At 64.0% G+C, this 21821-nt stretch carries 27 protein-coding genes; 9 read left to right on the plus strand and 18 right to left on the minus strand.

Going from position 1 to position 21821, the window contains the following annotated elements; all coding sequences use genetic code 11:
- Both NKH35_RS23575 and NKH35_RS23580 read right to left on the minus strand, forming a co-directional pair.
- A partial coding sequence (locus NKH35_RS23575; protein WP_352916609.1) for an FAD binding domain-containing protein occupies window positions 1-703 on the minus strand: 703 nt, incomplete at its 3' end.
- Between the two features lie 178 nt (window positions 704-881).
- Window positions 882-1838, minus strand: coding sequence for an SDR family oxidoreductase (locus NKH35_RS23580; protein ID WP_023715050.1), 957 nt, complete (start codon window positions 1836-1838; stop codon window positions 882-884).
- 94 nt (window positions 1839-1932) lie between these two features.
- On the opposite strand from NKH35_RS23580, the gene NKH35_RS23585 reads away from it, so the two are divergent.
- Window positions 1933-2841, plus strand: a complete 909-nt coding sequence (locus tag NKH35_RS23585; RefSeq protein WP_023752874.1) for a LysR family transcriptional regulator — start codon at window positions 1933-1935, stop codon at window positions 2839-2841.
- On the opposite strand, the gene NKH35_RS23590 is transcribed toward NKH35_RS23585, so the two are convergent.
- The 3 genes from NKH35_RS23590 to NKH35_RS23600 all read right to left on the minus strand — a co-directional run bounded on the left by NKH35_RS23590 (window position 2805) and on the right by NKH35_RS23600 (window position 5254).
- Window positions 2805-3980, minus strand: coding sequence for an MFS transporter (locus NKH35_RS23590; protein WP_352459703.1), 1176 nt, complete (start codon window positions 3978-3980; stop codon window positions 2805-2807). The two genes, NKH35_RS23585 and NKH35_RS23590, sit on opposite strands and share 37 nt — an antisense overlap.
- 155 nt (window positions 3981-4135) lie before the next feature.
- The gene (locus NKH35_RS23595) at window positions 4136-4444 is read right to left on the minus strand and encodes a DUF1244 domain-containing protein (RefSeq protein ID WP_023690051.1); all 309 of its coding nucleotides are present in this window, start codon (window positions 4442-4444) and stop codon (window positions 4136-4138) included.
- A gap of 12 nt (window positions 4445-4456) precedes the next feature.
- Window positions 4457-5254, minus strand: a complete 798-nt coding sequence (locus NKH35_RS23600; protein WP_023711625.1) for an N-formylglutamate amidohydrolase — start codon at window positions 5252-5254, stop codon at window positions 4457-4459.
- 246 nt (window positions 5255-5500) lie between these two features.
- On the opposite strand from NKH35_RS23600, the gene NKH35_RS23605 reads away from it, so the two are divergent.
- A complete protein-coding gene (locus NKH35_RS23605; protein WP_023673118.1) occupies window positions 5501-5989 on the plus strand; it encodes a DUF1036 domain-containing protein in 489 nt (162 codons plus the stop codon).
- Window positions 5986-7431: a pyruvate kinase gene (gene pyk / locus NKH35_RS23610; protein WP_023673117.1), complete on the plus strand. Its 1446-nt coding sequence runs from the start codon at window positions 5986-5988 to the stop codon at window positions 7429-7431. The genes NKH35_RS23605 and pyk overlap by 4 nt, the downstream gene beginning before the upstream one ends.
- A gap of 8 nt (window positions 7432-7439) precedes the next feature.
- Here the strand turns inward: pyk and NKH35_RS23615 are convergent, their stop codons facing one another.
- The 4 genes from NKH35_RS23615 to ykgO form a co-directional block, all read right to left on the minus strand.
- The gene (locus NKH35_RS23615) at window positions 7440-7904 is read right to left on the minus strand and encodes a hypothetical protein (protein WP_352916612.1); all 465 of its coding nucleotides are present in this window, start codon (window positions 7902-7904) and stop codon (window positions 7440-7442) included.
- 6 nt (window positions 7905-7910) lie between these two features.
- The gene (locus NKH35_RS23620; protein WP_352916614.1) at window positions 7911-8975 is read right to left on the minus strand and encodes an alpha/beta fold hydrolase; all 1065 of its coding nucleotides are present in this window, start codon (window positions 8973-8975) and stop codon (window positions 7911-7913) included.
- Between the two features lie 193 nt (window positions 8976-9168).
- Window positions 9169-9750: a tetratricopeptide repeat protein gene (locus NKH35_RS23625; RefSeq protein WP_023684032.1), complete on the minus strand. Its 582-nt coding sequence runs from the start codon at window positions 9748-9750 to the stop codon at window positions 9169-9171.
- A gap of 113 nt (window positions 9751-9863) precedes the next feature.
- Complete coding sequence (gene ykgO, locus NKH35_RS23630; RefSeq protein ID WP_006327841.1) at window positions 9864-9989, minus strand: type B 50S ribosomal protein L36; 126 nt, start codon at window positions 9987-9989, stop codon at window positions 9864-9866.
- 241 nt (window positions 9990-10230) lie between these two features.
- Between ykgO and NKH35_RS23635 the strand changes: the two genes are divergently transcribed.
- The gene (locus tag NKH35_RS23635; RefSeq protein WP_031215498.1) at window positions 10231-10659 is read left to right on the plus strand and encodes a lysozyme inhibitor LprI family protein; all 429 of its coding nucleotides are present in this window, start codon (window positions 10231-10233) and stop codon (window positions 10657-10659) included.
- 38 nt (window positions 10660-10697) lie between these two features.
- Here the strand turns inward: NKH35_RS23635 and NKH35_RS23640 are convergent, their stop codons facing one another.
- From NKH35_RS23640 to NKH35_RS23675, 8 genes are all read right to left on the minus strand, one after another.
- Window positions 10698-11774 (minus strand): 5-(carboxyamino)imidazole ribonucleotide synthase, encoded by a 1077-nt coding sequence (locus NKH35_RS23640; protein ID WP_023673112.1) that lies wholly within the window; start codon window positions 11772-11774, stop codon window positions 10698-10700.
- Window positions 11771-12268, minus strand: a complete 498-nt coding sequence (gene purE, locus NKH35_RS23645) for a 5-(carboxyamino)imidazole ribonucleotide mutase (RefSeq protein ID WP_023708578.1) — start codon at window positions 12266-12268, stop codon at window positions 11771-11773. The genes NKH35_RS23640 and purE overlap by 4 nt, the downstream gene beginning before the upstream one ends.
- 74 nt (window positions 12269-12342) lie before the next feature.
- Window positions 12343-13548, minus strand: a complete 1206-nt coding sequence (locus tag NKH35_RS23650) for an aminotransferase class V-fold PLP-dependent enzyme (RefSeq protein WP_023673110.1) — start codon at window positions 13546-13548, stop codon at window positions 12343-12345.
- 20 nt (window positions 13549-13568) lie between these two features.
- Window positions 13569-14030 (minus strand): RidA family protein, encoded by a 462-nt coding sequence (locus tag NKH35_RS23655; RefSeq protein WP_023673109.1) that lies wholly within the window; start codon window positions 14028-14030, stop codon window positions 13569-13571.
- Window positions 14031-14147: 117 nt separating this feature from the next.
- The gene (locus NKH35_RS23660; protein ID WP_023698474.1) at window positions 14148-14966 is read right to left on the minus strand and encodes an amino acid ABC transporter ATP-binding protein; all 819 of its coding nucleotides are present in this window, start codon (window positions 14964-14966) and stop codon (window positions 14148-14150) included.
- 4 nt (window positions 14967-14970) lie between these two features.
- A complete protein-coding gene (locus NKH35_RS23665) occupies window positions 14971-15621 on the minus strand; it encodes an amino acid ABC transporter permease (protein ID WP_023754124.1) in 651 nt (216 codons plus the stop codon).
- A gap of 1 nt (window position 15622) precedes the next feature.
- Window positions 15623-16288 (minus strand): amino acid ABC transporter permease, encoded by a 666-nt coding sequence (locus tag NKH35_RS23670; RefSeq protein WP_023693641.1) that lies wholly within the window; start codon window positions 16286-16288, stop codon window positions 15623-15625.
- 69 nt (window positions 16289-16357) lie between these two features.
- On the minus strand, window positions 16358-17188 hold the full coding sequence (locus NKH35_RS23675) for a transporter substrate-binding protein (protein WP_023673105.1): 831 nt from the start codon (window positions 17186-17188) through the stop codon (window positions 16358-16360).
- A gap of 155 nt (window positions 17189-17343) precedes the next feature.
- On the opposite strand from NKH35_RS23675, the gene NKH35_RS23680 reads away from it, so the two are divergent.
- On the plus strand, window positions 17344-18159 hold the full coding sequence (locus NKH35_RS23680; RefSeq protein ID WP_023698476.1) for an IclR family transcriptional regulator: 816 nt from the start codon (window positions 17344-17346) through the stop codon (window positions 18157-18159).
- A gap of 24 nt (window positions 18160-18183) precedes the next feature.
- Here NKH35_RS23680 and NKH35_RS23685 read toward each other — a convergent pair whose 3' ends face one another.
- Window positions 18184-18387 (minus strand): YdcH family protein, encoded by a 204-nt coding sequence (locus NKH35_RS23685; protein ID WP_023673103.1) that lies wholly within the window; start codon window positions 18385-18387, stop codon window positions 18184-18186.
- A gap of 239 nt (window positions 18388-18626) precedes the next feature.
- Here NKH35_RS23685 and NKH35_RS23690 point away from each other — a divergent pair, with 239 nt between their 5' ends.
- From NKH35_RS23690 to NKH35_RS23705, 4 genes are all read left to right on the plus strand, one after another.
- Window positions 18627-18806: a YdcH family protein gene (locus tag NKH35_RS23690; RefSeq protein ID WP_023684024.1), complete on the plus strand. Its 180-nt coding sequence runs from the start codon at window positions 18627-18629 to the stop codon at window positions 18804-18806.
- Between the two features lie 287 nt (window positions 18807-19093).
- On the plus strand, window positions 19094-20347 hold the full coding sequence (ispG, locus tag NKH35_RS23695) for a flavodoxin-dependent (E)-4-hydroxy-3-methylbut-2-enyl-diphosphate synthase (RefSeq protein WP_023684023.1): 1254 nt from the start codon (window positions 19094-19096) through the stop codon (window positions 20345-20347).
- Window positions 20348-20350: 3 nt separating this feature from the next.
- Window positions 20351-21208: a lytic transglycosylase domain-containing protein gene (locus tag NKH35_RS23700; protein ID WP_023684022.1), complete on the plus strand. Its 858-nt coding sequence runs from the start codon at window positions 20351-20353 to the stop codon at window positions 21206-21208.
- Between the two features lie 8 nt (window positions 21209-21216).
- A complete protein-coding gene (locus tag NKH35_RS23705) occupies window positions 21217-21768 on the plus strand; it encodes a chloramphenicol phosphotransferase CPT family protein (protein WP_023684021.1) in 552 nt (183 codons plus the stop codon).
- Window positions 21769-21821 lie beyond the last annotated feature (53 nt).

Genomic DNA, 21821 nt, shown 5'->3' on the forward strand with positions numbered 1-21821 from the left:
CCTCCCGGCCGCGGCGCGCCGCGGCGGCTCCTGCCCCCCCACCCCCGGTCGGGGCCGCGGCGCCCCGCGCGACCCGCGCGGCCGTGATGACGCCATGCTCGTCGAGCGACAGCTTCACGCCGGCGCTGACCACGGCGATGTCCATCTCGGTGCGCGGAATGAACCTGAGATAGGCGTCGCCCGAACGCGGCTCCCGCTTGCCGAGCAGGATCGCCTCGACGATCTCACCCTTGGTGAGCGAGGTCTTGCCGGGCCCGATCGGCACGGCCTCGACAGGAATGGTGCGCTTGCCCGAGGGACCGGCAACCACGGCCTTTGCGGCGGCGGCCACCAAGGCCGGGACGCTGTCGGCGGCCGGCGAGGCGTTGCACAGATTGCCAACGATGGTGCAGCGGCCCTGGACCTGTTTCGAGCCGATCAGCTTCGACGCTTCGACGACACCGGGCCAGGCCTTCTTCAGAACCGAGCTCTCGCCCAGGACGGCGCAGGGGACGGTGGCGCCGATGCTGAAGCCGTCGGCCGTCTCCCTGATCTCGCTCAAGCCCTCGATCGCCTTGATGTCGACGATCAGGTCGGGATCGACAAACCCGCCCTTCATCCGAACGAGGAGGTCACTGCCTCCAGCGAGAATGGCTGATGTGCCGGAAGCGTCGGCCAGCAGGCCAACGGCGTCTTCGATTGAAAGCGGACGTATGTAACGCATCGTCTCCCCTTGGTGATGGTGATCTCGCCGACCGTTATAAACAGTCTCCTCATAATGACCATCCGGTTGCTGATTTCCAGCGATTGGGCCAGCACCGCGAGAGAGATTTTTGTCTAAAGTCTTTGTTTTGATGCATGTCGTTGTCCCAGAACCGCGCACACTTCTGGGCGACATGCATTTAAGCGGCGTCTTTTGCACGGTCGAGGCTGATGCCGATGTCCTTCAAGGCCTCGGCCACGGCCTCGTCCAGCGGGGTGTGCGGGACTTCGCCGATGATGCCTTCCAGCCGGTCGGACACGAGCCGGTGCGGTTCGAAGCGCAGATAGGACATCGAGACGATCTCGCGCCACATCGCCACGAACGGGCTGCCGGCGCGCAGCACCCACCAAGGCATGAAGGTCAGTTTCAGCGGACGTCCCAACGCTTTCTCGGCCGCGGCCTTTATGTCCATGTCGGTGACGGCGTGGCCGGGGAAGTTGAGCGCCTCAAAGAAGCCGAGCTTGCCCTGATTACGCGCCAGGCCGACGAAGCCGATGCCGAAGTCCGGCAAATAGGCCCATTCGTGCACGAGGTTGGCAGGGCCAGGCGCGGTGTAGACGCCCTTGCTCATCTTGGCGGCGACGACGAGGTCGAACCATGATCCGCTGCCGGTGCCGCCGAAGAAATCGCCGGCGCGCAGGATGATGGTGCGGACGCGGCCGGCATCGGCCTCGCGGCGAAACAGCGCTTCCATGGCGCAGCGGATGCGGCCCTTCTCGGTGGTCGGACGGAATGGCGTGTCTTCGGTGACCACCTCAGGCATCGGCGAGCCGTAATTGTAGACAGTGCCGGGGAAAAGATGCAGCGCGCCATTGGCATGGCAGGCGGCCATGACGTTCTCCGCCATCGGCAGACACTTGCCCCAGTCGGTGTAGATCGGGTTGAGGCCGTTGAAGATGATGTCGACGCCTTGCGTGGCGCGGATCAGCGCCTCGCGGTCGAGCGCATCGCCGGCGACGGCGGTGGCGCCCTTGAGTTCGGCTGGGACCTTGCCGCTGCGGGTGACGGCGCGGACGTCGAAACCGGCGTCGATGAAGGCCTTGCCAACCACGCGGCCGAGCCGGCCATTGGCGCCTAGAATTGCGATCTTGGTCATTTTCTTCTCCGTGTTTGTGTTTGCACGGCGAATATGATGCCTCCATATGCGAATGAAAATTGACTAGGGATGCAGCTTTGTTATTCATAATTGAATGGAAGATATCGACTGGAACCTGATCAAGAGTTTCGTCACCGTGGCGGAGACCGGCAGCCTGTCGGCCGCGGCGCGCAAACTGTCGGCCAGCCAACCGACGCTCGGGCGTCACATCGGTGAGCTCGAACAGGCGTTGGGCGTCACCTTGTTCCGGCGCGGGCGGCGCGGCTATGCGCTGACGGAAGCAGGCGCCACGCTGTTCGAACGCGGCAGAGCGGTGAGCGAGCAGGCGAGCGCGTTCTCACTATTGGCATTGGGCTCGGTCGAGGCGATCGAAGGCACGGTGCGCATTGCGGCCAGCGAGGTGGTGGCGGCCTATGTGCTGCCGAGGATGACGGCGCGGCTCGGCATCGAGGAGCCCGGCATCGAGGTCGAGATCGTCGCCTCGAACCAGGTCGAGAACCTGCTGCGAAGGGATGCCGACATCGCCATCCGCATGGTCAAGCCGGCGCAGAACGAGCTGACGGCGCGCAAGGTCTGCGATATCAAGCTCTGCTGCTGCGCGGCGAAATCCTATCTCGACAGGCACGGACGCCCGCTCAAGCCCGCCGACCTTCTCGACCATCCGCTGATCGGCTTCGACCGCAGCGACGAGATGATCCGGGGCTTTACCCAGGCCGGCATCCCCGTCACCCGAAGCAGTTTCCGCTTCAGGACCGATAACCAGATCGTTCTGTGGGAAGCGCTGCGGGCGGGAAACGGCGTCGGTCTTGGCCAGGAGCCGCTGACGGACAGCGACCCGTCGCTGGAGAAACTGCTGCCCGGCCTGCCACTGCCCAGCCTGCCGGTGTGGCTGGCCATGCATCGCGACGTGCGCACCAGCGTGCGCATCCGCCGCGTCGCGGATTTCCTCTATGAGGAGCTGAAGCGCTATTCGGCGGGGGCGGCCGCGAATTCGGCGCGGTGAGCGAGCCCGGCCATCAACAGCACGACGATCAGCAGCGCCGACATGGCGACGAAGATCGGGCCGAAGCTGGAATGCTCGGCAACGAAGCCGATCGCCGACGGCGCCACCAATATGCCGGAATAGCCCATGGTGGTGACGACGCTCATGCCGGTGCCCGACGACATGCCTTCCTGGTTGCCGCCGGCCGAGAAGATGATCGGCACCATATTGGCGATGCCGAAGCCGCAGAGAGCAAAAGCCGCGATGGCGATCCAGGGCGAAGGCGACAGGCCGGCGACCAGCATGCCGGCGGCGGCGACCACCGCCGAGCCGCGCAGCGTCGCCACCGCGCCGAAGCGGTTGCGCACGCCGTCACCGAAAAAGCGCATGACAGCCATGACGCCGGAGAAGGCGGCGTAGGCAAGGCCGGCGATGGCGAGGTCGGCGCCGAGCTCCTGCCGGAGATAAAGCGCTGCCCAGTCGAGCACGGCGCCCTCGGAAATCATCGTCAGCAGCGCCATGAGCCCGACAAGATAGACCAGCGGGTTGGCCGGCAGCGTTAATCTGTGATGCTCGGCGGCCTGCGGCTTGTCCTCGGCGATGAGGTAGCCGACCGCCACGGCAATGACGGCAAAAGCTATGACCGTGACCACAGCCGCATGGGCGAGGTGGCCGTAAGTCTGGATGGCGTAACCGCCCAGACCGCCACCGGCGAAACCGCCGAGGCTCCAGAAGCCGTGCGAGGACGACATGATGGCGCGGGACAGCCGGCGCTCGACCACCACGGCATTGGCGTTCATGGCGACATCCATGCCGCCGATCGAGCCGCCGAAGATGATCATGGCGATCGACGCCAGCGGCACGTTGGGCGCCAGCGCCACGATCAGCAGGCCGAGGCTGCCGCACAGGCCGAACCAGCGCAACACGGTGCGCGAGCCATGCCTGGAGATCAGATGGCCGCACCAGCTCATGGCCGCGACCGCGCCGACGCCGAACAGAAGGATCAGCAGGCCGAGGGTGAATTTCGAGATGTCGAGCCGGGTCAGGAACACCGGAATCTGCGGCGCCCAGCTGCCGGTCAGGAAGCCGTTGGCGAGGAAGATCGCTGCTACGGCCCATCGCCCCTGAAGGGCGCTCTGCATGGTGTTTTGCGCGTTCATGGCCCGAATCCGGTCAAAGAATGGCTTTGCGCGGCAAATTAGATCGATTCAATTTCTCGTCAAGCGCTTGGCTGCGAAAAGCTTGTGGGCCACATCTAAGGGGAAACCGTTAGGCGCTGTCCCGCCGACGTCAATCCTGTGAACCGCGCGCTACTTCAATGATCCCTCGGCCGCCTCGCCTCGAATTCCGCCTTCTTGGCGTCCGAAGCCTCGGTCTGGTTCAGCGCCTGCCATTGCGCATAGGGCATGCCGTAGACGATTTCGCGCGACTGGTCCTTGCCGAGATCGACGCCCTCAGCCTCGGCCGCTTCGCGGTACCAGTTCGACAGGCAGTTGCGGCAGAAGCCGGCGAGGTTCATCAGGTCGATGTTTTGCACATCGCTGCGCTCGCGCAGATGCTCGACCAGCCGGCGGAAGGCCGCGGCCTCGAAATCGCGTTTCTGGTCATCGCTGAGTTCGGTCATTGCCTTGGATCCTCACAGCGGCCCGGTGCGCGAGCCGAACATCTTCACCTGATGCATATCGGGACGGCGGTCGATGGCGTCAACGATCGGCGCCAGCCGTTGCGCCCAGGCCAGCGCCCCCTTGCGGTCTGATATCAGGTCCTGGCGGATCTCGATCAGCGCATGGGCAAAGCCGTTGACGATGGCGTGCTTGAACATGGTGTCGCCGCGCAACGCGCCGTCATAGGGTTCATTGTCGCCGACGACGAGGTTTTTATCCTGCGCCAGCATGTCGATCAGCGGCCGCGCCACGCGGTCGTCGAGGTCCCACAATATGCCGACATGCCAAGGGCGGATGAAGCCCTGCATGACAGGGGTGAAGGAGTGTACGGAGAAGATGAACGGCGCTTTGCCTGAGGCGTGCGCCACCGACGCGATCATGGCGCCGACCGCGTCCTGATAAGGCCGGTAGAAGCCGTCGAGCCGCCTTTCGCGTTCTTGCGGCGCCATAGGGTAGTTTCCCGGCACGACAGTGCCGTCATAGAGCTGGCGGATCAACGTCGGGTCGTCCTCGCCGCGATTGGGATCGATCAGCAGCCGCGAAAAATTGGCGATCACCGCCGGCACGTCGAGCGCCGCCGCCAGTTCGCGCGTCACCGTCTCGACACCGATGTCGTAGGCGATATGGCGATCGAGTTCCGCCGCCGGCAAGCCGAGACTGCCATACTCCTCCGGCAGGTCGCGGCGGGCATGGTCGGCGACAAGCACGATGCCTCGCTTGCGGTCGCCTTCGACGATATCGAAAGGCGCGAAAACTGTGGATCGGGTCATTGGCTGGAAAGGTCTGTTCGCTGGCTTCCGGGGAGGGTGGTATCGTCATTCCCACGAAGAGGACTGTTGCGCAATGCCGTTGTTTGGCCACGGTTTCTGCGAAAATCCTGTGACGCGCGGCGTATCGCGTGTCGGGGGCCTTTCTAAATCGATTGGAATTGGACAGAACGGCGCGTTGACATGCGCCCGGACTTTTCCGAAAAGGGGCGTTGAGAGATGCAGATGACGTTATTGAGGGGTTTCGGGATGGGTTCCGCCGGCAGGCCGCGTGCGCGCACCGCCTTTGCCGTGCCGCTCCTGACCCTGACGCTAGGGCTCACCGCGCTGGTCGCGGCTTCGCCTGCCCGCGCCGATTTCCGCGTCTGCAACGCCACGCAGAACCTGGTCGGCGTTGGCATCGGCTACCGCGCCAAGGCAGGCTGGATCACCGAGGGGTGGTGGCACATCGAAGGATCGAGCTGCAAGACGCTGATCGAAGGTCCGCTGTCATCGAGGTTTTACTATCTTTATGCAGAAGACGCCGAGCGCGGCGGGCGCTGGGATGGCCCGATCAACATGTGCGTGGCCGAAAAAGAGTTCAAGATCGCAGGCGTTACCGATTGCGTCGCCCGGGGCTTCCAGCGCGCCGGATTCCAGGAATATGACACGGGCGAGCAGGCAAGCTGGATGGTCCAGCTGACCGATGAGTCCACAACGGGAGGCGCTCCAGCCGCCCCGGGAACAAACAGTCAATGAGACGTAGCCGCAAGGTCAAGATCCTCGCCACCATCGGTCCTGCCTCCTCGTCCGAGGAGATGCTGCAGAAGCTGTTCGAAGCCGGGGCCGATGTCTTCCGCATCAATATGAGCCACACCGATCACGAGTTGATGCGCACGCTGGTCGGCCGCATCCGCGCGGTCGAGGAGAAAGTTGGCCGTCCGATCGGCATCCTGGCCGATTTGCAGGGACCGAAGCTGCGCGTCGGCAAGTTCGCCAACGGCAAGGAGGTTCTGACGCCGGGCCAGACCTTCACCCTCGACAACAATCCCGAGCCCGGCACGTCGACCCGGGTCTACCTGCCGCATCCCGAAATCCTGAGCTCGGTCGAGGCCGGCCACCGTCTGTTGATCGATGACGGCAAGCTGGAGCTCAGGGCGGTGAAGAGCGACGGCAAGTCTATCACCTGCACCGTCGTCGCCGGCACCACCATTTCCGACAAGAAGGGCGTCAGCCTGCCCGACACCGACCTGCCGGTCGGTGCGCTGACCGAAAAGGACCGCAAGGACCTCGATGCGGTGCTGGCGGAAAGCGTCGACTGGGTGGCGCTGTCGTTCGTGCAGCGGCCGGAGGATTTGGCGGAAGCCCGCAAGATCGCGCGCGGCCGGGCACTGATCATGGCCAAGATTGAAAAGCCGCAGGCCGTCGCCCGGCTGGCCGAAATCATCGAACTCTCCGACGCGCTGATGGTCGCCCGCGGCGATCTCGGTGTGGAAATGCCGCTGGAAGCCGTGCCTGGCATCCAGAAGCAGATCACGCGCGCCGCGCGCCGCGCCGGCAAGCCGGTGGTGGTCGCCACGCAGATGCTGGAATCGATGATCACCGCGCCGGTGCCGACCCGCGCCGAGGTGTCCGACGTGTCGATCGCCGTGTTCGAGGGCGCCGACGCCATCATGCTTTCAGCCGAATCCGCTGCCGGCGCCTATCCGGTCGAGGCGGTGGCGATGATGAACCGCATCGCCACCAAGGTCGAAACCGACCCGACCTATGCCGGCATCATCAACGCGCAGCGCTCGGAACCGGAAGCAACCGGCGCCGACGCCATTTCGCTCGCCGCCCGCGAGATTGCCGAGACTCTGAAACTGTCGGCGATCATAACCTATACGGCGTCGGGCACCACCGGCCTGCGCGCCGCGCGCGAGCGGCCGCAAGTGCCGATCATCGCGCTGTCGCCGATCCTCAACACGGCGCGGCGGCTGTCGCTTTTGTGGGGCACGCATTGCGTCGTCTCGCCCGACGCCAGCGACCTCGACGATATGGTCGACCGCGCCTGCCGCATCGCTTTCGAAGAGGGGTTCGGCCAGCCGGGCGACCGTGTCATCATCACGGCGGGCGTGCCGCTGAGGACGCCGGGTTCGACCAACATGCTGCGCATCGCCTATGTCGGATCGGACGTGCAGGCCACCCGCAACATAGGTTGACAGAGGCTTCAACTCATCACAGTTCGCAGCGCTCTTGCCGCACCTTCGGCGTGATCGATACGCTGAAGGAAGCGGTGTGCGCGAGGGAGTGGGTCATAGAGATACTGATCCGGGCCGCGCATCTTTCGCCGGTTGAGGTCGGCGGTGTCGAGCAGGTCGAAATCGACCCTTTCCAGCGTGCAGTGCCAGCCTGCGCTATGCGAAGCCCATCCCCTTCCGTGGTGCCGCAGAAGCCGCTCTCGGCTGGAATAGCCGTGATAGTCGAAGGCGATCACGCCGTTCGTCATGTAGATATGGTTGCCGTAGAAATCCTCGCCCGGAATGATCCGTTCGCCGTAGAATCCGTCCAGGGGAGGATGGCTGAGGAAGGTGCCCGCAAGGATGTGGCAGGCGCCGTAGCCGAAGAAGATGCGATCCGGTAGCGCCCAGAACGCTTCGGGGTTTTTCTTGATTCCGTGCTTCAGGACATACATGCGCCGTCACGTCGGGGCGAGTTGCGCGTCGGGCACCGTAATGTCGGGGCACTGTGCATCGTTGTAGGCATCGCCGGCGATGCGTGCTTCCACGGTTTTTGCCAATGCCTGCAGGTCGACGACCTTGCCGGCGACTTTTTCGATGGCACCGACGACGAGGTCTGGCGCGATCCAATCCGGCTTGTGTCCGAGATTGTGGACCCAGATCAGTTCGGCGCCGGGGATGTCCCTGTCCAGGCCGACCGAATGGATCGAAGCATAGACCACCTTGTCGCGATCGCCCGAGATGACAATCGTTGGCGCTGTGATGTCGCGGTATTGCGGCGCGGCGTTCAGCGTATAGTCGTAGAGGCCGGCGACATCGATGGCGTTGGCGCGGAAAGCGCCGGGACGCAGCACCAGCGGAATCGAGGCATTGCCGACATAGCCTTCCGGCACCTTGTTGGGAGAAAACACGCAGGCCGTGGCGCTGTCCATCTGCAGCGTGCCTGCCGGATAGGTCAATGTCTCCGAGAACAGCCAGCCGATGATGGGGGTGGCGGTCAGCTTGTAGTACCAGGCGGTCGCGCCGCCCGGCCAGGGGTGGCTGACCGGCGACAGAAAGACCAGCCCGAGCGTCTTCTCCGGGTGTTCGCGGCCAAAGGCGGCGGTGATCACGCCGCCAAAGGAATGGCCGACCATGATCGCATTGTGGATGCCGAGACGGTCCATCAGCCTGGCGATGGTGTCGGCCTGCGCCGACGGGCTCTCATTGCCGGGGCCGCGTGCCGACCAGCCAAAGCCCGGCCGGTCGAGGAAGACCATCTCCGCGCGGCCTTCGAGCAAAGGCCTGATCGGCAGCATCTGATCCCTGAGGTTGGCGCTGGCGCCGTGGATGAAGACGATGGCCGGCAGCTCTGCATTTTGCGGAGCCGGCACGTGGACATAGTGGATGCGGGTGCCGTCGATGTCGGCAAATTCGCCGGCCGGCGGGTTGCGCCACTCGATCAGCCACGCGCCGGCGCGGGTGACACCGGCCAGGGCAAAGACGAGCGCGAGGAGGAAGGCACAGGCGGCGTAGATGAGGTTCATGCGCGGAGATACGGCGGTGGAGAGGGATAAGTTCTAGGGAGCAGGGAGTAGTGAGTAGGGAGTAGTGAGTAGGGAGTAGGAAGTAGGGAGTAGGGAGTAGGGAGTAGGGAGTAGGGAGTAGGGAGTAGGGAGGTGGCGTCTCGACCAATCTTCTCTACTGACTACTCGCTAATCCCTAATTCCTACTGCCTAATCAAATTCCTTCGCCGGCAAGCTCTTCCGAAATTGCCGCGACCTGGTCCTGGGCGCTGCGCATCATCGGATAGATGGTAAGCACCTTCTGCCAGGCTTCGAGCGCCGATTGCTTGTGGCCGGTGGCGGCCATGATCTGGGCCAGGCCGGAAAGCGCGCCGAAATGGCGCGGTTCCAGCTGCAGCGTCTGGTCGATGTCGGACATCGATTTCCCGAAATTCTTCATCATGTAGTGCACGGTGGCGCGCCGGTTCCAGCCTTCGGCATATTTTGGCTGCAGGATGACGACCTGGTCGAGGAAGTCGAGGGCGACGTCGAACTTCTGGTCGTCCATCGCCTTTTGCGACCATTGCATCATCAGGTCGATCGAGGCGCTGCCGGACTGGAACCATTCGCCCCAGATGCGCCCGGCGATGCGCTCGGCCGCCTTTTCGTTGCGCTCGCGCTTCAGCTCGGCAAACAGTTGGTCGAGCCTGGCTTCCCTGGTCAGGGCAACCGGCGGCTTTGCCGGCGGATCGTCCGCCGACGCCGGAGCGACGCCGAAAAGAAACAGGGTCGCCAAAAATGCAAAAAGAATCCGCATCACCGGAATCTAACCCCGGACGGCGGATCGTCAAACTGAAATTAGCGTGAAAGTGCCTGGAACCAGGCAATTACCATCGTATGGACGGAGACAACGAGCCTCCGGCCGAACACTCAGCCCTGGCGCGCCTTGTAGCGTGGAGCGGTCTTGTTGATGATGTAGACGCGGCCCTTGCGGCGAACCAGCTGGTTGTCGCGGTGACGCGCCTTCAGCGCCTTGAGCGAATTCTTGATCTTCATGGTCTTGCCCGTCAGTCTGGGCCCTATCCGGGCCGAATTATTAAGGCGCGCCTGAAAAGCGCGCCTTGAACTTGCGGTGGCTCATAAACGAGGAGCCTTGCCCGTGTCAACCGCAAGCGTGCTGGATAGAGGCCGAGAATGGCTTTGGCCATCAAATATCCGCCATCTCGGCTCCACGCCATTGCGCAGCCGAAGACGGGCTGGAATGGTGCGGCACCCGCAAGCCGATTTGGAGACCTCCATGCGCCTGTTGTTTGTGTCCGCCTGCCTTGCCGTTGTGGCAGCGGCATCCACCGCGCAGGCGCAGGAATGCGACCGCAACGACGACAGCCAGCAGATGATGAACATCTGCGCCGGCGAGGACTATCAGGCGGCCGATGCCAAGCTCAACCAGGCCTACAAGGATCTCGTCGGTCGCAACGACGACAAGGGCAGGAAGCTGCTGCAGGTCGCGCAACGCGCCTGGATCGCCTTCCGCGACGCCGAATGCGCCTATGCGACGACAGACAGCGAGGGCGGCTCCATCCATCCGATGGAGGTTTCACAATGCCTGACCGAACTGACGGACCAGCGCATCAAACAGCTCACCGCGGGCGCCAATTGTAGGGAAGGCGATGCGAGTTGCGCCAGCCCCGACGAAGACGGGGATCTGAACGACGAGCTGCAATAGGGCTCGAGCCACGCCCTCGCGCAAAGTGCCGGAATGGCTTAGCTACGGCGGCTGATGCGCGTGAAATGGCCCATCTTGCGGCCTGGGCGCGCTTCCGCCTTGCCGTAGAGATGCAGCATCAGATCGGGCTCGGCGAGCAAAGCGGGTACGCGCAGCACATCGTCGCCGATCAGGTTTTCCATGATGCAGTTTGAATGCCGGCCAGGGTTGCCCAGCGGCAGGCCGGCAATCGCGCGGATATGCTGCTCGAATTGCGAAAGGATGCAGGCGGCTTCCGTCCAGTGGCCGGAATTGTGCACGCGCGGCGCCATTTCGTTGGCCAGCAGCGTGCCATCGGCAAGAACGAAGAACTCGACGCCGATGACGCCGACATAGTCGAGGGCCGCCAGGATTTTCGCTGCCGACCCCTGTGCCGTCGCCGCCGTCTCCAGCCTGATCTGGGCCGGCAGGGTCGAGGTATGCAGGATGCCGTCGCGGTGGACGTTCTCAGCCGGATCGTAGGCGGCGACCGCGCCGTCCAACCCGCGCGCGGCGATGACCGAGATTTCGCGCTCGAAAGCGACGAAGGATTCGAGGATCAGCGGCACATTGCCCATGGTCTCGCATGTGCCGGCAAAGCCGCCCGTCTCCATGTTGCGGAAGACGCGCTGGCCCTTGCCGTCATAGCCCATGCGGCGGGTTTTCAAGATGCCGCTGCCACCGAACTCTCTCAGCGCCGCCGTCAGCTCGTCGTCATTGTCGACGGAGCGGAAATCCGCTGTCCTGATGCCGATGCCGTTCAGGAATAGCTTCTCCGCCACCCGGTCCTGGGCGACTTCCAGCGCCCTGGGCGGCGGATAGACCGGGACCTTGGCGGCGAGCGCGCCGGCAGCCGCTACCGGCACATTCTCGAATTCGTAGGTGACGACGGCGCTGACTGCCGCCAGTTCGGCAAGGGCGTCCGCATCGTCATAGGCGGCGGTGATCTGGCGGTTGGCGACCTGAGCCGCCGGGCAATCGGCCTGCGGTTCGAGGATAATTGTGCGGTAGCCGAGGCGCGCTGCGGCAACAGCCAGCATGCGGCCGAGCTGGCCGCCGCCGATGATGCCGATGCTCGATCCCGCGGGCAGGCTCACGGCGCGTCCGTCGGTTCGGTGGCGACCCTGGCGGTTTGGGCGGTGCGCCAGGCATCCAGGCGGGCGGCAAGTTTTTCGTCGTGCAGCGCCAGCACGGCGGCCGCCAGAAGGGCGGCGTTGGCCGCACCCGCCTTGCCGATGGCAAGCGTGCCGACCGGAATGCCGGCCGGCATCTGGACGATGGAGAGCAGCGAATCCTGGCCGGACAGCGCCTTCGATTCGACCGGCACGCCGAACACCGGCAGCGGCGTCATCGCCGCCGTCATGCCGGGCAGGTGGGCGGCGCCGCCGGCGCCGGCGATGATCACCTTGTAGCCGGCCGCCTTGGCGCCTTTGGCGAAATCATAGAGGCGGTCCGGGGTGCGGTGGGCGGAGACGATCAGCCGCTTGTGCGGAATGCCCAGCGCCTCCAGCGTTTCGGCGGCGTGGCGCATCGTCGCCCAGTCGGACTGGCTGCCCATGATGATGGCGACGTCGGCGCGGTGGTCGGTCAAGCGCATGCTCCCGGCGGTAAAGGCGCGCCTTAGCGGAATTCGGGCTGGCCCGCAAGGATGGCGGCCGCCGCAGCCTAGTCCGGCCAGCGCAGGGCGCCGGATGAATCCTTTCGCGGCTGTCTCATCGCATCCGCCGGCCTGTCGGCCGCGGTGAGCACGGCGCGGAGGCGTTCGGCGACGATCTCGGCCTCGCCTGGGTGCAGGTTGCACGGGTCGAGGAAGAAATGGCCACGCTCGACTTCGTGGTTGCGCACGATGATGGGCGGCGATCCGGCCGCCAATGCCGAGGCGAGGCCGGCGGCACTGAAGCGGCTTTCGGGGGAGACGAAGATCTGCAGCCGGTCGAGCGGATTGGCGGTCGGGTCGGGAATGATGTTTGCGACGATGCCGGGTATTCCCTGCAGCGAATCCCTCCACAGATGGAGCGCCGCTTCCTCGCGTCGGCGGATGCCGGCATGGTCGCGCTTTTCCCAGGCTTCGAGCGCCGCCATCGTGCCGGCGATGCTTTCCTTGCCGACCTTCATGGCGCGGGCGACGCCACGGTTTTGCAGATAGGCGGCGCGGACGAGATCCTTGCGGCCGGCGACGATGCCGCTGGTCGGCCCCGAAAGGAATTTGTGGCCGCTGTAGACGACGATGTCGGCGCCGCGCGCCAGGAAGCTGCGCAGGTCATATTCGGAAGCCGCATCGACGATCACCGGCACGCCCCTGGCGTGGCAGATATCGCAGAATTCCTCGAGGGAAAGCATGCCGTATTGCACGGTGTGGTGCGCCACGACGTAGAGCGCCGCCGCCGTGCGCTCGTTGATAGCCTCGCGCACATGATAATCCTGCGTGACGCTGACCGTGCCGGCCGGAATGACCTTGGCGCCGGCGACGCGGATCGACTGGTCGATCGGTGCGCCGTAATTGACGATATGGCCGAGCTGGATGACGACTTCGGACTTCAGCCCTTCGGTATCGTCGGGCAGCCGTTCGATCGCCAGCAAATTGGTGCCGGTCATCGCCCCGGCGATCGCCATTGTGATGCCTGAGGCGCAGCAGGCGGTGATGAAGCCGGCCTCGCCGCCGGTGAGGCGGGCGGTGATCACGCTTGCGGCGCGCTGCAGATCGTCCATCTCCACCCATTGCGAGGCGATCTCGGCCATGGCGCTGATCGCCTCGGGAACGATGATCGAGGCGCCGAGCGTCGTCATCGTGCCGGAGACGTTGATGATCGGCCGCAGTCCCAGCCGTTCACGGATCGTGGTGTTGGAGCCGGTGTCGGAATAGGTTTTCATGTTCAGCAATCCCTTGACGGTCAGGCGGCGATCTCGACGACCGCTTCGATTTCGACGGTGATGTTTCCAGGCAGCGAGCCGACCCCGATCGCCGAGCGGGCATGGCCGCCGATCTTGTCGAAGACGCTGGCGAACAGGTCCGAGCAGCCATTGACCACTTTCGGGTGGTCGCTGAAGGTCGGCGTCGCATTGACGAAGCCGAGCAATTTGACGACGCGCACGATGCGGCCGAGATCGCCGGCGGCGGCGTGCATGACGGCGAGCAGGTTGAGGCCGGTGAGGCGGGCATGCTCATAGGCCTGCTCGACGGTGACGTCCTCGCCGACCTTGCCGGTGCACAGCGTGCCGTCGGCGCGCAGCGGCCCTTGACCCGAAAGAAAGATCAGCCGGCCGCTTTCCGCATGGGTGACGAAATTGGCGATCGGCGTCGGCGGCTCGGGCAGCGTTAGGCCGAGCTCGGCGAGCCGGATGTAAGGCGTCATGGAAGAATTCTCCTTGGGCCGGCCTGTTGTTTTACGCAATTCCCAAGGGAAAGCGCTTCGCGCTTTTCCCGGGAAAACCGCTTACACTTTTCCTGGAATTGCTTTGGGCCGCCCATGTCAGAAATGCGAGGCGCGGAACCGCGCCAGGAAAGAGCGCAGGCGCTCATTGGTGGTCTCTTCGGCAAGGATCTCCTTCGGCGGGCCAACAGCGCTGACACCGCCATCGGCCATGAAGACAATGCGGCTCGAAGCGTCGCGGGCAAAGGCCATCTCGTGCGTGACCATCACCATTGTCATGCCGTCTTCGGCCAGGCTGCGCACCACGGCCAGCACCTCGCCGACCAATTCGGGATCGAGCGCGGAGGTGATCTCGTCGAGCAGCAGGATCTTCGGCTCCATGGCGACTGCCCGCGCTATGCCGACGCGCTGCTGCTGGCCCCCGGAGAGTTCCGCCGGCAGGCTGTCGGCCTTGTGGGCGAGGCCGACGCGGCTCAGCCAATGCTCGGCGATCTGGCGCGCCTCGGCCTTGCTCTTGCCGCGCACCTTGGTGAGGCCGAGCATGATGTTGCCGGCGGCGGTGAGGTGCGGAAACAGGTTGAAGCTCTGGAACACCATGCCGGTTTCGGCGCGCATATTGGCAAGGTCGCGCTCGCTGCGCTTGGCAAGGTCGCGCTCGCTGCGCCGCTGGCGCGCGCCGGCCTCACGAAAACCGACCTCCTTGCCGTCGATGCGGATCGAGCCTGAGTCGTAGCTTTCGAGAAAGTTGACGCAGCGCAGCAGGGTGGTTTTGCCGCTGCCGGAAGGGCCGATGACGGTGACCACCTCGCCCCTGTCCACCTTGAGGCTGACCGAGCGAAGCACCTCGACCGAACCAAAGGCTTTCGAGACCCCGGCAATGTCGAGAAGGGCAGCATTGTCGTTCGAGCTTGTGGCCATCGTGCTAGTCCCGGATGAAGGCAAAGCGCCGTTCCAGCCGCCGGCTGGCGTAGGAAAGCGCATAGTTGACGGCGAAATAGATCAAGGCGCCGAGGATGTAGAGCGGCATCGCCTCATAGGTGCGGCCGATGACCTGGTTGATCGCCTGCATCAGGTCGGTGATGCCGAGCAGCGAGACCAGGGCGCTGCCCTTGACCGCATCGGTGACGCCGTTGATCCAGGGCGGCAGGAAGCGCCGGAAGGCCTGCGGAAAGATGACGTAGGTGAGCCGCTGGCGAAAAGTCAGCCCAATCGCCATCGCCGCCTCGGACTGCCCTTTGGGAATGGAGCCGACGGCGCCGCGGAGATACTCAATGACCTGCGCGGTCTTGAACAAGGTGAGCGCCAACACCGCCGCCGAGAAGGATTGCAGATGCAGGCCGATGGCCGGCAGGCCGTAATAGACGAAGAACATCAGCACCAGGATCGGGATGCCGCGGATGGTGTCGGAGAAGATGCGCACGGCCCAGCGCACCGGCGCCGGGCCGTAGACCAGGCCGACGCCGAGCGCGACGCCGGCAATCAGCGACAGCACCACGACCAGCAGCGAGACCCACAAGGTGATGGCGAAGCCCTGGGCGAGGAACGGTACGGCGTAGAGGATCTGGCTCAGCATGTCAGCGCGCAGCCCTGAACCGGCGTTCGACCAGCCGCAGCCCGAAGAGCAGGGTGTAACCGGTCACCAGGTACATCGCCGTCGTCACCAGATAGACCTCGACAATGCGGAAGGTGTTGAAGTTGATCCACTGGGCGCCGAAGGTAAGCTCGGGCACCGAGATGACCGATGCGATGGACGTGTCCTTGAACAGCGAGATGAAGGTGTTGGACAGCGCCGGCAGCGTGATGCGCAGCATGGTCGGCAGGCGCACATGAACCAGCCGCTGCCAGGGCGTCAGGCCGATGGCTTTGCCGGCATCGAGCTGGCCGCGCGGCACGGCTTCCAGGCCGGAGCGGAACACCTCGACCAGATAGGCGCCGCTATAGACCGACAGCGTCAGCACGAACGAGGTCGGCGCGTCGTAGGCGACGTCGATCACCGTCGGCAGGCCGTAGAAGACAAGATAGACGAGCAGGATCAGCGGCACGTTGCGGATGAATTCGACGTAAGCCGCAATGATGGCGCGCACCACGCGTCCGGCCGAGACATACCAGACCGCCAGCACCAGGCCGATGACGACGCCGATGGCAATCGAAATCACGGCAAGCTCGAGGCTGAGCAGAAGGCCGCCCCACAGCTTGTCGAAATGGCGCCAGATCAGGTTGAAGTTGAGCGTATAGCCCATGCGTCTCCCGCAATAACCAAGGGGATGCGAACTAGAAGGCGGAAGGGCTAACCCTTCCGCCAGCACTTGTCAGACAACCGGGAAACCGGGATGGCGGGCCGGCGGCTCTTGGCCGAAATAGTCCTTGAAGGCGGCGTCGTAGAGTGCGGTCTCATGGCCGAACATGGCGATGGTGAAGGTCTGGTTGACGAAGGTCAGCCAGTCCAGGTCGCCCTGCCTGACCGCCGCGCCGTAGAGCATCGAGTACCAGCTCTTGCCGGCATCGAAATATTTGTCGGGGTTGCGCGAGGCCAGCCAGCGCACGGTTGAAAGATCGACAGCGGCGGCATCGGCGCGTTTCGATTCCAGTGCCTGCAGCACATTGGCCTGGGTGTCGATCTGCAGCACCTGCGCCTCCGGCAGGGCGTAATGGACCGAGCTTTCGGCATCGACATTCTGCAGGATCGAGATGCGCGTCGCCGAACCACCGGCGAGCAGCTTGTCGAAGGTCTTGTTTTCCGCCGTCGGCAGCGTCAGCAGGGCGACGCCCTCGACATAGTATGGCCTGGAGAAGTGGATCAGCTGCGAGCGCTGCGCGGTCATGGTCATGAACTGGATGGTAATGTCGACCTTGTTGGTGGTGACATTGGGGATGCGCTGCGCCGGATCCTGCATGACGAACTCGACCTTGCTCGGATCGTCGAACAGACCCTTGGCCAGGATGCGTCCCATGGTGATGTCCATGCCGACCAGCTCGCCGGCATCGTTTTCGAAATGCCATGGCGCGTTGGTGCTGCCGGTGCCGACGATCAGCTTTCCGCGGTCAAGCGCGGTGCGCAGAACGCTGTCGGATGCGGCTTGTGCCGCCGCCTTTTCGGCGCTGACAGCGGTCATCACGCCCGCCGTTGCAAGCCCGGCCATGCCTAGTTTCAGAAAATCTCGCTTGGATGCGTCGTTCACTGCGACCTCCTGTTGTTTGAGTTCCCCTTACAGACACACGTGTCGCCGACCTGATTGTCTCTTACAATAGACACATGTATCCTATACAAGACAGATACTAACATCAGGAATCAGTTATGCAAGACAGCAATGGACTCACGGATCGGGCGGAGCTTGGTCCAGCCGGGAGCCCGACGCCCGACAAGACCTCCGGCTCGCGCGAGAAGGGCCTCAACCGGGTGCTGGAGATCCTGGACTTCCTGCATGTTACGCAGCGCGCCATCGGCATTGGCGATCTCGCCAAGGGGGTGAATGCGCCGCGCTCCACCACCTATACGCTGGTGCGTTCGCTGGTCGATGCGGGTCTCCTGGAGATGGAGGGCGACGGCAACCGGGTCTATTTCGGCAAGAAGCTCTACCTCTATGGAATGGACTATGTCAGGGGCAACGACCTGCTTAGGCGGGGCCGGCAGGAGGTCGACAATCTGTCGCGCGAGACCGGCGAGACCTCCGAATTGTGCATGCTGCAAAGCGGGCGCTATACCATCGTCCATTCCAGCCCCGGCACCAGGCCGTTCCGCATCAGCTCGGCCACCGGCCTGCAGATCCCGCTGCCATGGACGGCATCGGGGCGGCTGCTTCTGGCCGGATTGGAAAGGGCCGCCATCCAGGACATGGTCTCGGAAGACGACCTTTTGCTGCCCGACGGCCGCAGGCTGCAGTTCGACGACTTCGTTGCCGATATCGCGACGGCCAGAACGACCGGCTATTGCATCACTTCGGGGCTGGTCGACGCCTACACCAAATGCCTGGCCGCCCCTGTCTTCGCGGCCGCCGGCAAGGTCGAGGCGACGATGTGCCTGGTGGTGCCGATCGACACTTCAGCGGAGAAGACCGACGAATTGCTGACGTTGCTGCGCCATCGCGCGGCGCGGCTGTCGATAGCGGGGTGAGCAGTTAGGCCCCGAGGCCGTCGGCTAAGCGATGATGTCCGGAATGATCTTGTCTTCCAGCGCCATCAGCCGGTCCTTGAGGAAAAGCTTCTTCTTCTTCATGCGCTGGATCTGCAAGGGGTCGCAGCCCATGGCGATCATCGCATTGATGGCCGCGTCGAAATCGGCATGCTCCTGCTTCAGGCGGGAAAATTCGAGGCGGACATCGGCCTTTTCCTGGTCGGACATTCTCTACCGTCTGCATGTCTGCGGCGCCCGGCAATGGGCATGATTGGGCGGGGGCGGCATCAATTGCCGCCGGCGCGCAGCCAATATCACATATCACATTGTCGTGGAATGCTACCACGCAGCATTCGACATCGCAGCCGGATGGTGGCAGACTGTCATGGTGCCGTCACAGATGCGACCTGCGGTGGACGTGCCTTTGACGGCTGCAATCGAGGAAACCATGAAAGGGAGAACCAATCATGTCTCTTGCATCCCATCTTGATGAGTTGCAGCGGAAACACGGTGATATCGAACGCGAGATCGACGATGCGATGAACCATCCATCGGTCGACGACCTCGAAATCGTGAATCTGAAGCGACGCAAGCTGGCACTCAAGGACGAGATTGAAAAACTGAAGGCGAAACCGACGAGACACTGACGCCCTTCCAGGATTAGACGCGCCGCCTTGGCGCGTGACTATCGCTCCGGTGGCGACATGCCGCCGGAGGCCTGTGTTTGCTACTGATTCCGATACTGTTGGCCGGCGAAACCCGTCTGTGGGGTCGCCGCGCTGCTGCGATTTGGCGGCTCTGCTTGTCTGTCGCCATTGACAAGCCATCTTTGCTCCTCCACCTCATGCCCGAACCTCAGCGCTATGTGCTGATAGCTGTTTGAGCGTGCGTCGACGTGGACGTATGTCGCTCGGGTGATCAAGAGGCTGCCGGCATGACCGGGTATTTTTCCTCCCCCTTTGCGCGCCGGACATCGGTCGGCGTCGATGTCGGCGGCGTGGTCGTCGGCGGCGGCGCGCCGGTCGTCGTGCAGTCGATGACCAACACCGACACGGCCGATATCGACCAGACCGTCGCGCAGGTTGCGGCTTTGCATCGCGCCGGCTCCGAGATCGTGCGCATCACCGTCGATCGTGACGAGAGCGCTGCCGCCGTGCCGCGCATCCGCGAACGGCTCGAGCGGCTCGGCATCAATGTGCCGCTGGTCGGCGACTTCCACTATATCGGCCACAAGCTGCTGGCCGACCATCCGGACTGCGCCGAGGCGCTGGCCAAATACCGCATCAATCCCGGCAATGTCGGCTTCAAGGACAAGAGGGACCGCCAGTTCGCGGCGATCGTCGAAATGGCGATCAGGCATGACAAGCCGGTGCGCATCGGCGTCAATTGGGGGTCGCTCGATCAGGAGTTGCTCACCCGGCTGATGGACGAGAACCAGCGCCAAGGCTTCCCGCTGACGGCGCAGGAAGTAACCCGCGAGGCGATCGTGCAGTCGGCGATCCTGTCGGCCGAAATGGCTGAAGAGATAGGCCTCGCCCGCGAAAAGATCATCCTGTCGGCCAAGGTCAGCGGCGTGCAGGATTTGATCGCCGTCTACACCGAGCTTGCCACGCGTTCCAACCATGCGCTGCATCTCGGCCTCACCGAAGCCGGCATGGGCTCCAAGGGCATCGTCGCCTCGTCGGCGGCCATGGGCATCCTCTTGCAGCAAGGCATTGGCGACACCATCCGCATCTCGCTGACGCCGGAGCCGAATGGCGATCGCACTCGCGAGGTGCAGGTCTCGCAGGAACTGCTGCAGACCATGGGCTTCCGTCAGTTCGTGCCGATCGTCGCCGCTTGCCCCGGCTGCGGCCGCACGACATCCACCGTGTTCCAGGAACTCGCCCAGAACATCCAGGCCGATTTGCGCAAGAACATGCCGGTCTGGCGGGAGAAATATCCCGGCGTCGAGAACCTCAAGGTCGCGGTGATGGGCTGCATCGTCAACGGCCCCGGCGAATCCAAGCACGCCGATATCGGCATCTCGCTGCCCGGCACCGGCGAGACGCCGACCGCGCCCGTCTTCGTCGATGGCAAGAAGTCGGCGACGCTGCGCGGTCCGTCGATCGCCGCCGATTTCGAAAAAATGGTTGCCGACTATATCGAGCAGCGGTTTGGCCAGCACGGCAAGGCTGCGGCCGAATAAGCCATGCGGGGGCTGCTCAAAGCCGGTGTGATCCTGCTCTGCGGGCTGGGTGCCGGACAGGCGCTCGCCGATCCACCGCAATCGCGCTCGGCGGCGAAACGATTGATCGGCCGTGTCTGTGACCTGATCGAGACGCATGCCGAGCGGAACGGTCTGCCGAAGGATTACTTCGCCCGGCTGATCTGGAAGGAAAGCCGCTTCGACCCCAATGCGGTGAGCCCTGTCGGTGCCGAAGGCATCGCCCAGTTCATGCCGGGCACCGCCAAGATGCGCGGGCTGGCCGATCCTTTCGACATCGACCAGGCGATCCCGGCTTCGGCGAAATATCTCGCCGAAATGAAGACCGGCTTCGGCAATCTCGGCCTGGCGGCGGCTGCCTACAATGCCGGCGAGAGCCGCGTTTCGCGCTGGCTGGATTCCGGCGGTTTCCTGCCGATGGAGACCGAGAGCTACGTCTTCGACATCATGGGCGAACCAGCCGACAAGTTCTCCGACGGCGCCTACGCCGGAACGATCGAGCCGCTCGACGCGAAAACCAGCTTTGCCGTCGCCTGCCGCAAGCTGCCGGTGATCATGTCGAGAACCGTGGCCATGGCGTCGATCAATGTGAAGCCATGGGGCGTCCAGGTGGCCGGCAATTTCCGCAGGGGAGCTGCGATCAATCAGTGGCTGCGGGTCAGGAGCCGGTTTCCGGCGCTGCTTTCCGGTCGTGACCCGGTGGTCAGCCGGGTGCGCACGCCGATCGGCCGACGCGGCATCTACGCCGTCAGGATCGGTGTCGACGACCGTGCCGCCGCCAACGTCATCTGCCAGAAACTGCAAAGCGTCGGCGGCGCCTGTATCGTCGTGCGCAACCGATAGGGGGCGACATGACGGCCAAAATCGTCCTGCTTAATGGCGTCGGCAGCGCCGGCAAAAGCTCGATCGCCAGGGCGCTGCAAACAATCGCCACCGAGCCCTTCCTGCATGTCCAGATGGATGCTTTCATCGACATGCTGCCGCCGGCGCTGCAGGATCATGCCGACGGGTTTTCCTTTGAGACCGTGCTGGAAGACGGCAAGCCGTCGGTGGTGATCAGGAGCGGGCCGGTCGGCGCGCGAGCCATGCGCGGCATGCGCCATGCCATCGCCGCCATGGCCGGGCAAGGCAACAATCTCATTGTCGACGACGTGATCTTCAATGACGAGATAGCGGAGCACCGCATGCTGCTGTCGGGTTTCGACCTGCATCTGGTCGGCGTCATGGCGCCGCTGGAGGTGCTGGGAGCGCGCGAGGCCGCGCGCGCCGACAGGCTGCCTGGCCTGGCGCGCTGGCAATATGGACGCGTCCACAACGGCATAGACTACGACCTCGAAGTCGACACCAGCCGGCTGACGCCGCTTGAATGCGCCCGTCGCATCCAGGAAAGATTCCGACTATAGTGGCCGGTGTTCTTTTGTTGCAATCATAGCTCTTCCAATCGCCCGAAAGCGAT

It is taken from the genome of Mesorhizobium sp. M1143 (assembly GCF_040318435.1).
Classification (GTDB): Bacteria; Pseudomonadota; Alphaproteobacteria; order Rhizobiales; family Rhizobiaceae; genus Mesorhizobium.

Coding starts and splice junctions, on each gene's coding strand:
- NKH35_RS23580 (WP_023715050.1), bottom strand. CDS start 1,838: ATGACCAAGATCGCAATTCTAGGCGCCAATGGCCGGCTCGGCCGCGTG.
- NKH35_RS23585 (WP_023752874.1), top strand. CDS start 1,933: ATGGAAGATATCGACTGGAACCTGATCAAGAGTTTCGTCACCGTGGCG.
- NKH35_RS23590 (WP_352459703.1), bottom strand. CDS start 3,980: ATGAACGCGCAAAACACCATGCAGAGCGCCCTTCAGGGGCGATGGGCC.
- NKH35_RS23595 (WP_023690051.1), bottom strand. CDS start 4,444: ATGACCGAACTCAGCGATGACCAGAAACGCGATTTCGAGGCCGCGGCC.
- NKH35_RS23600 (WP_023711625.1), bottom strand. CDS start 5,254: ATGACCCGATCCACAGTTTTCGCGCCTTTCGATATCGTCGAAGGCGAC.
- NKH35_RS23605 (WP_023673118.1), top strand. CDS start 5,501: ATGGGTTCCGCCGGCAGGCCGCGTGCGCGCACCGCCTTTGCCGTGCCG.
- pyk (WP_023673117.1), top strand. CDS start 5,986: ATGAGACGTAGCCGCAAGGTCAAGATCCTCGCCACCATCGGTCCTGCC.
- NKH35_RS23615 (WP_352916612.1), bottom strand. CDS start 7,904: ATGTATGTCCTGAAGCACGGAATCAAGAAAAACCCCGAAGCGTTCTGG.
- NKH35_RS23620 (WP_352916614.1), bottom strand. CDS start 8,975: ATGAACCTCATCTACGCCGCCTGTGCCTTCCTCCTCGCGCTCGTCTTT.
- NKH35_RS23625 (WP_023684032.1), bottom strand. CDS start 9,750: ATGCGGATTCTTTTTGCATTTTTGGCGACCCTGTTTCTTTTCGGCGTC.
- ykgO (WP_006327841.1), bottom strand. CDS start 9,989: ATGAAGATCAAGAATTCGCTCAAGGCGCTGAAGGCGCGTCACCGCGAC.
- NKH35_RS23635 (WP_031215498.1), top strand. CDS start 10,231: ATGCGCCTGTTGTTTGTGTCCGCCTGCCTTGCCGTTGTGGCAGCGGCA.
- NKH35_RS23650 (WP_023673110.1), bottom strand. CDS start 13,548: ATGAAAACCTATTCCGACACCGGCTCCAACACCACGATCCGTGAACGG.
- NKH35_RS23655 (WP_023673109.1), bottom strand. CDS start 14,030: ATGACGCCTTACATCCGGCTCGCCGAGCTCGGCCTAACGCTGCCCGAG.
- NKH35_RS23660 (WP_023698474.1), bottom strand. CDS start 14,966: ATGGCCACAAGCTCGAACGACAATGCTGCCCTTCTCGACATTGCCGGG.
- NKH35_RS23665 (WP_023754124.1), bottom strand. CDS start 15,621: ATGCTGAGCCAGATCCTCTACGCCGTACCGTTCCTCGCCCAGGGCTTC.
- NKH35_RS23670 (WP_023693641.1), bottom strand. CDS start 16,288: ATGGGCTATACGCTCAACTTCAACCTGATCTGGCGCCATTTCGACAAG.
- NKH35_RS23675 (WP_023673105.1), bottom strand. CDS start 17,188: ATGGCCGGGCTTGCAACGGCGGGCGTGATGACCGCTGTCAGCGCCGAA.
- NKH35_RS23680 (WP_023698476.1), top strand. CDS start 17,344: ATGCAAGACAGCAATGGACTCACGGATCGGGCGGAGCTTGGTCCAGCC.
- NKH35_RS23685 (WP_023673103.1), bottom strand. CDS start 18,387: ATGTCCGACCAGGAAAAGGCCGATGTCCGCCTCGAATTTTCCCGCCTG.
- NKH35_RS23690 (WP_023684024.1), top strand. CDS start 18,627: ATGTCTCTTGCATCCCATCTTGATGAGTTGCAGCGGAAACACGGTGAT.
- ispG (WP_023684023.1), top strand. CDS start 19,094: ATGACCGGGTATTTTTCCTCCCCCTTTGCGCGCCGGACATCGGTCGGC.
- NKH35_RS23700 (WP_023684022.1), top strand. CDS start 20,351: ATGCGGGGGCTGCTCAAAGCCGGTGTGATCCTGCTCTGCGGGCTGGGT.
- NKH35_RS23705 (WP_023684021.1), top strand. CDS start 21,217: ATGACGGCCAAAATCGTCCTGCTTAATGGCGTCGGCAGCGCCGGCAAA.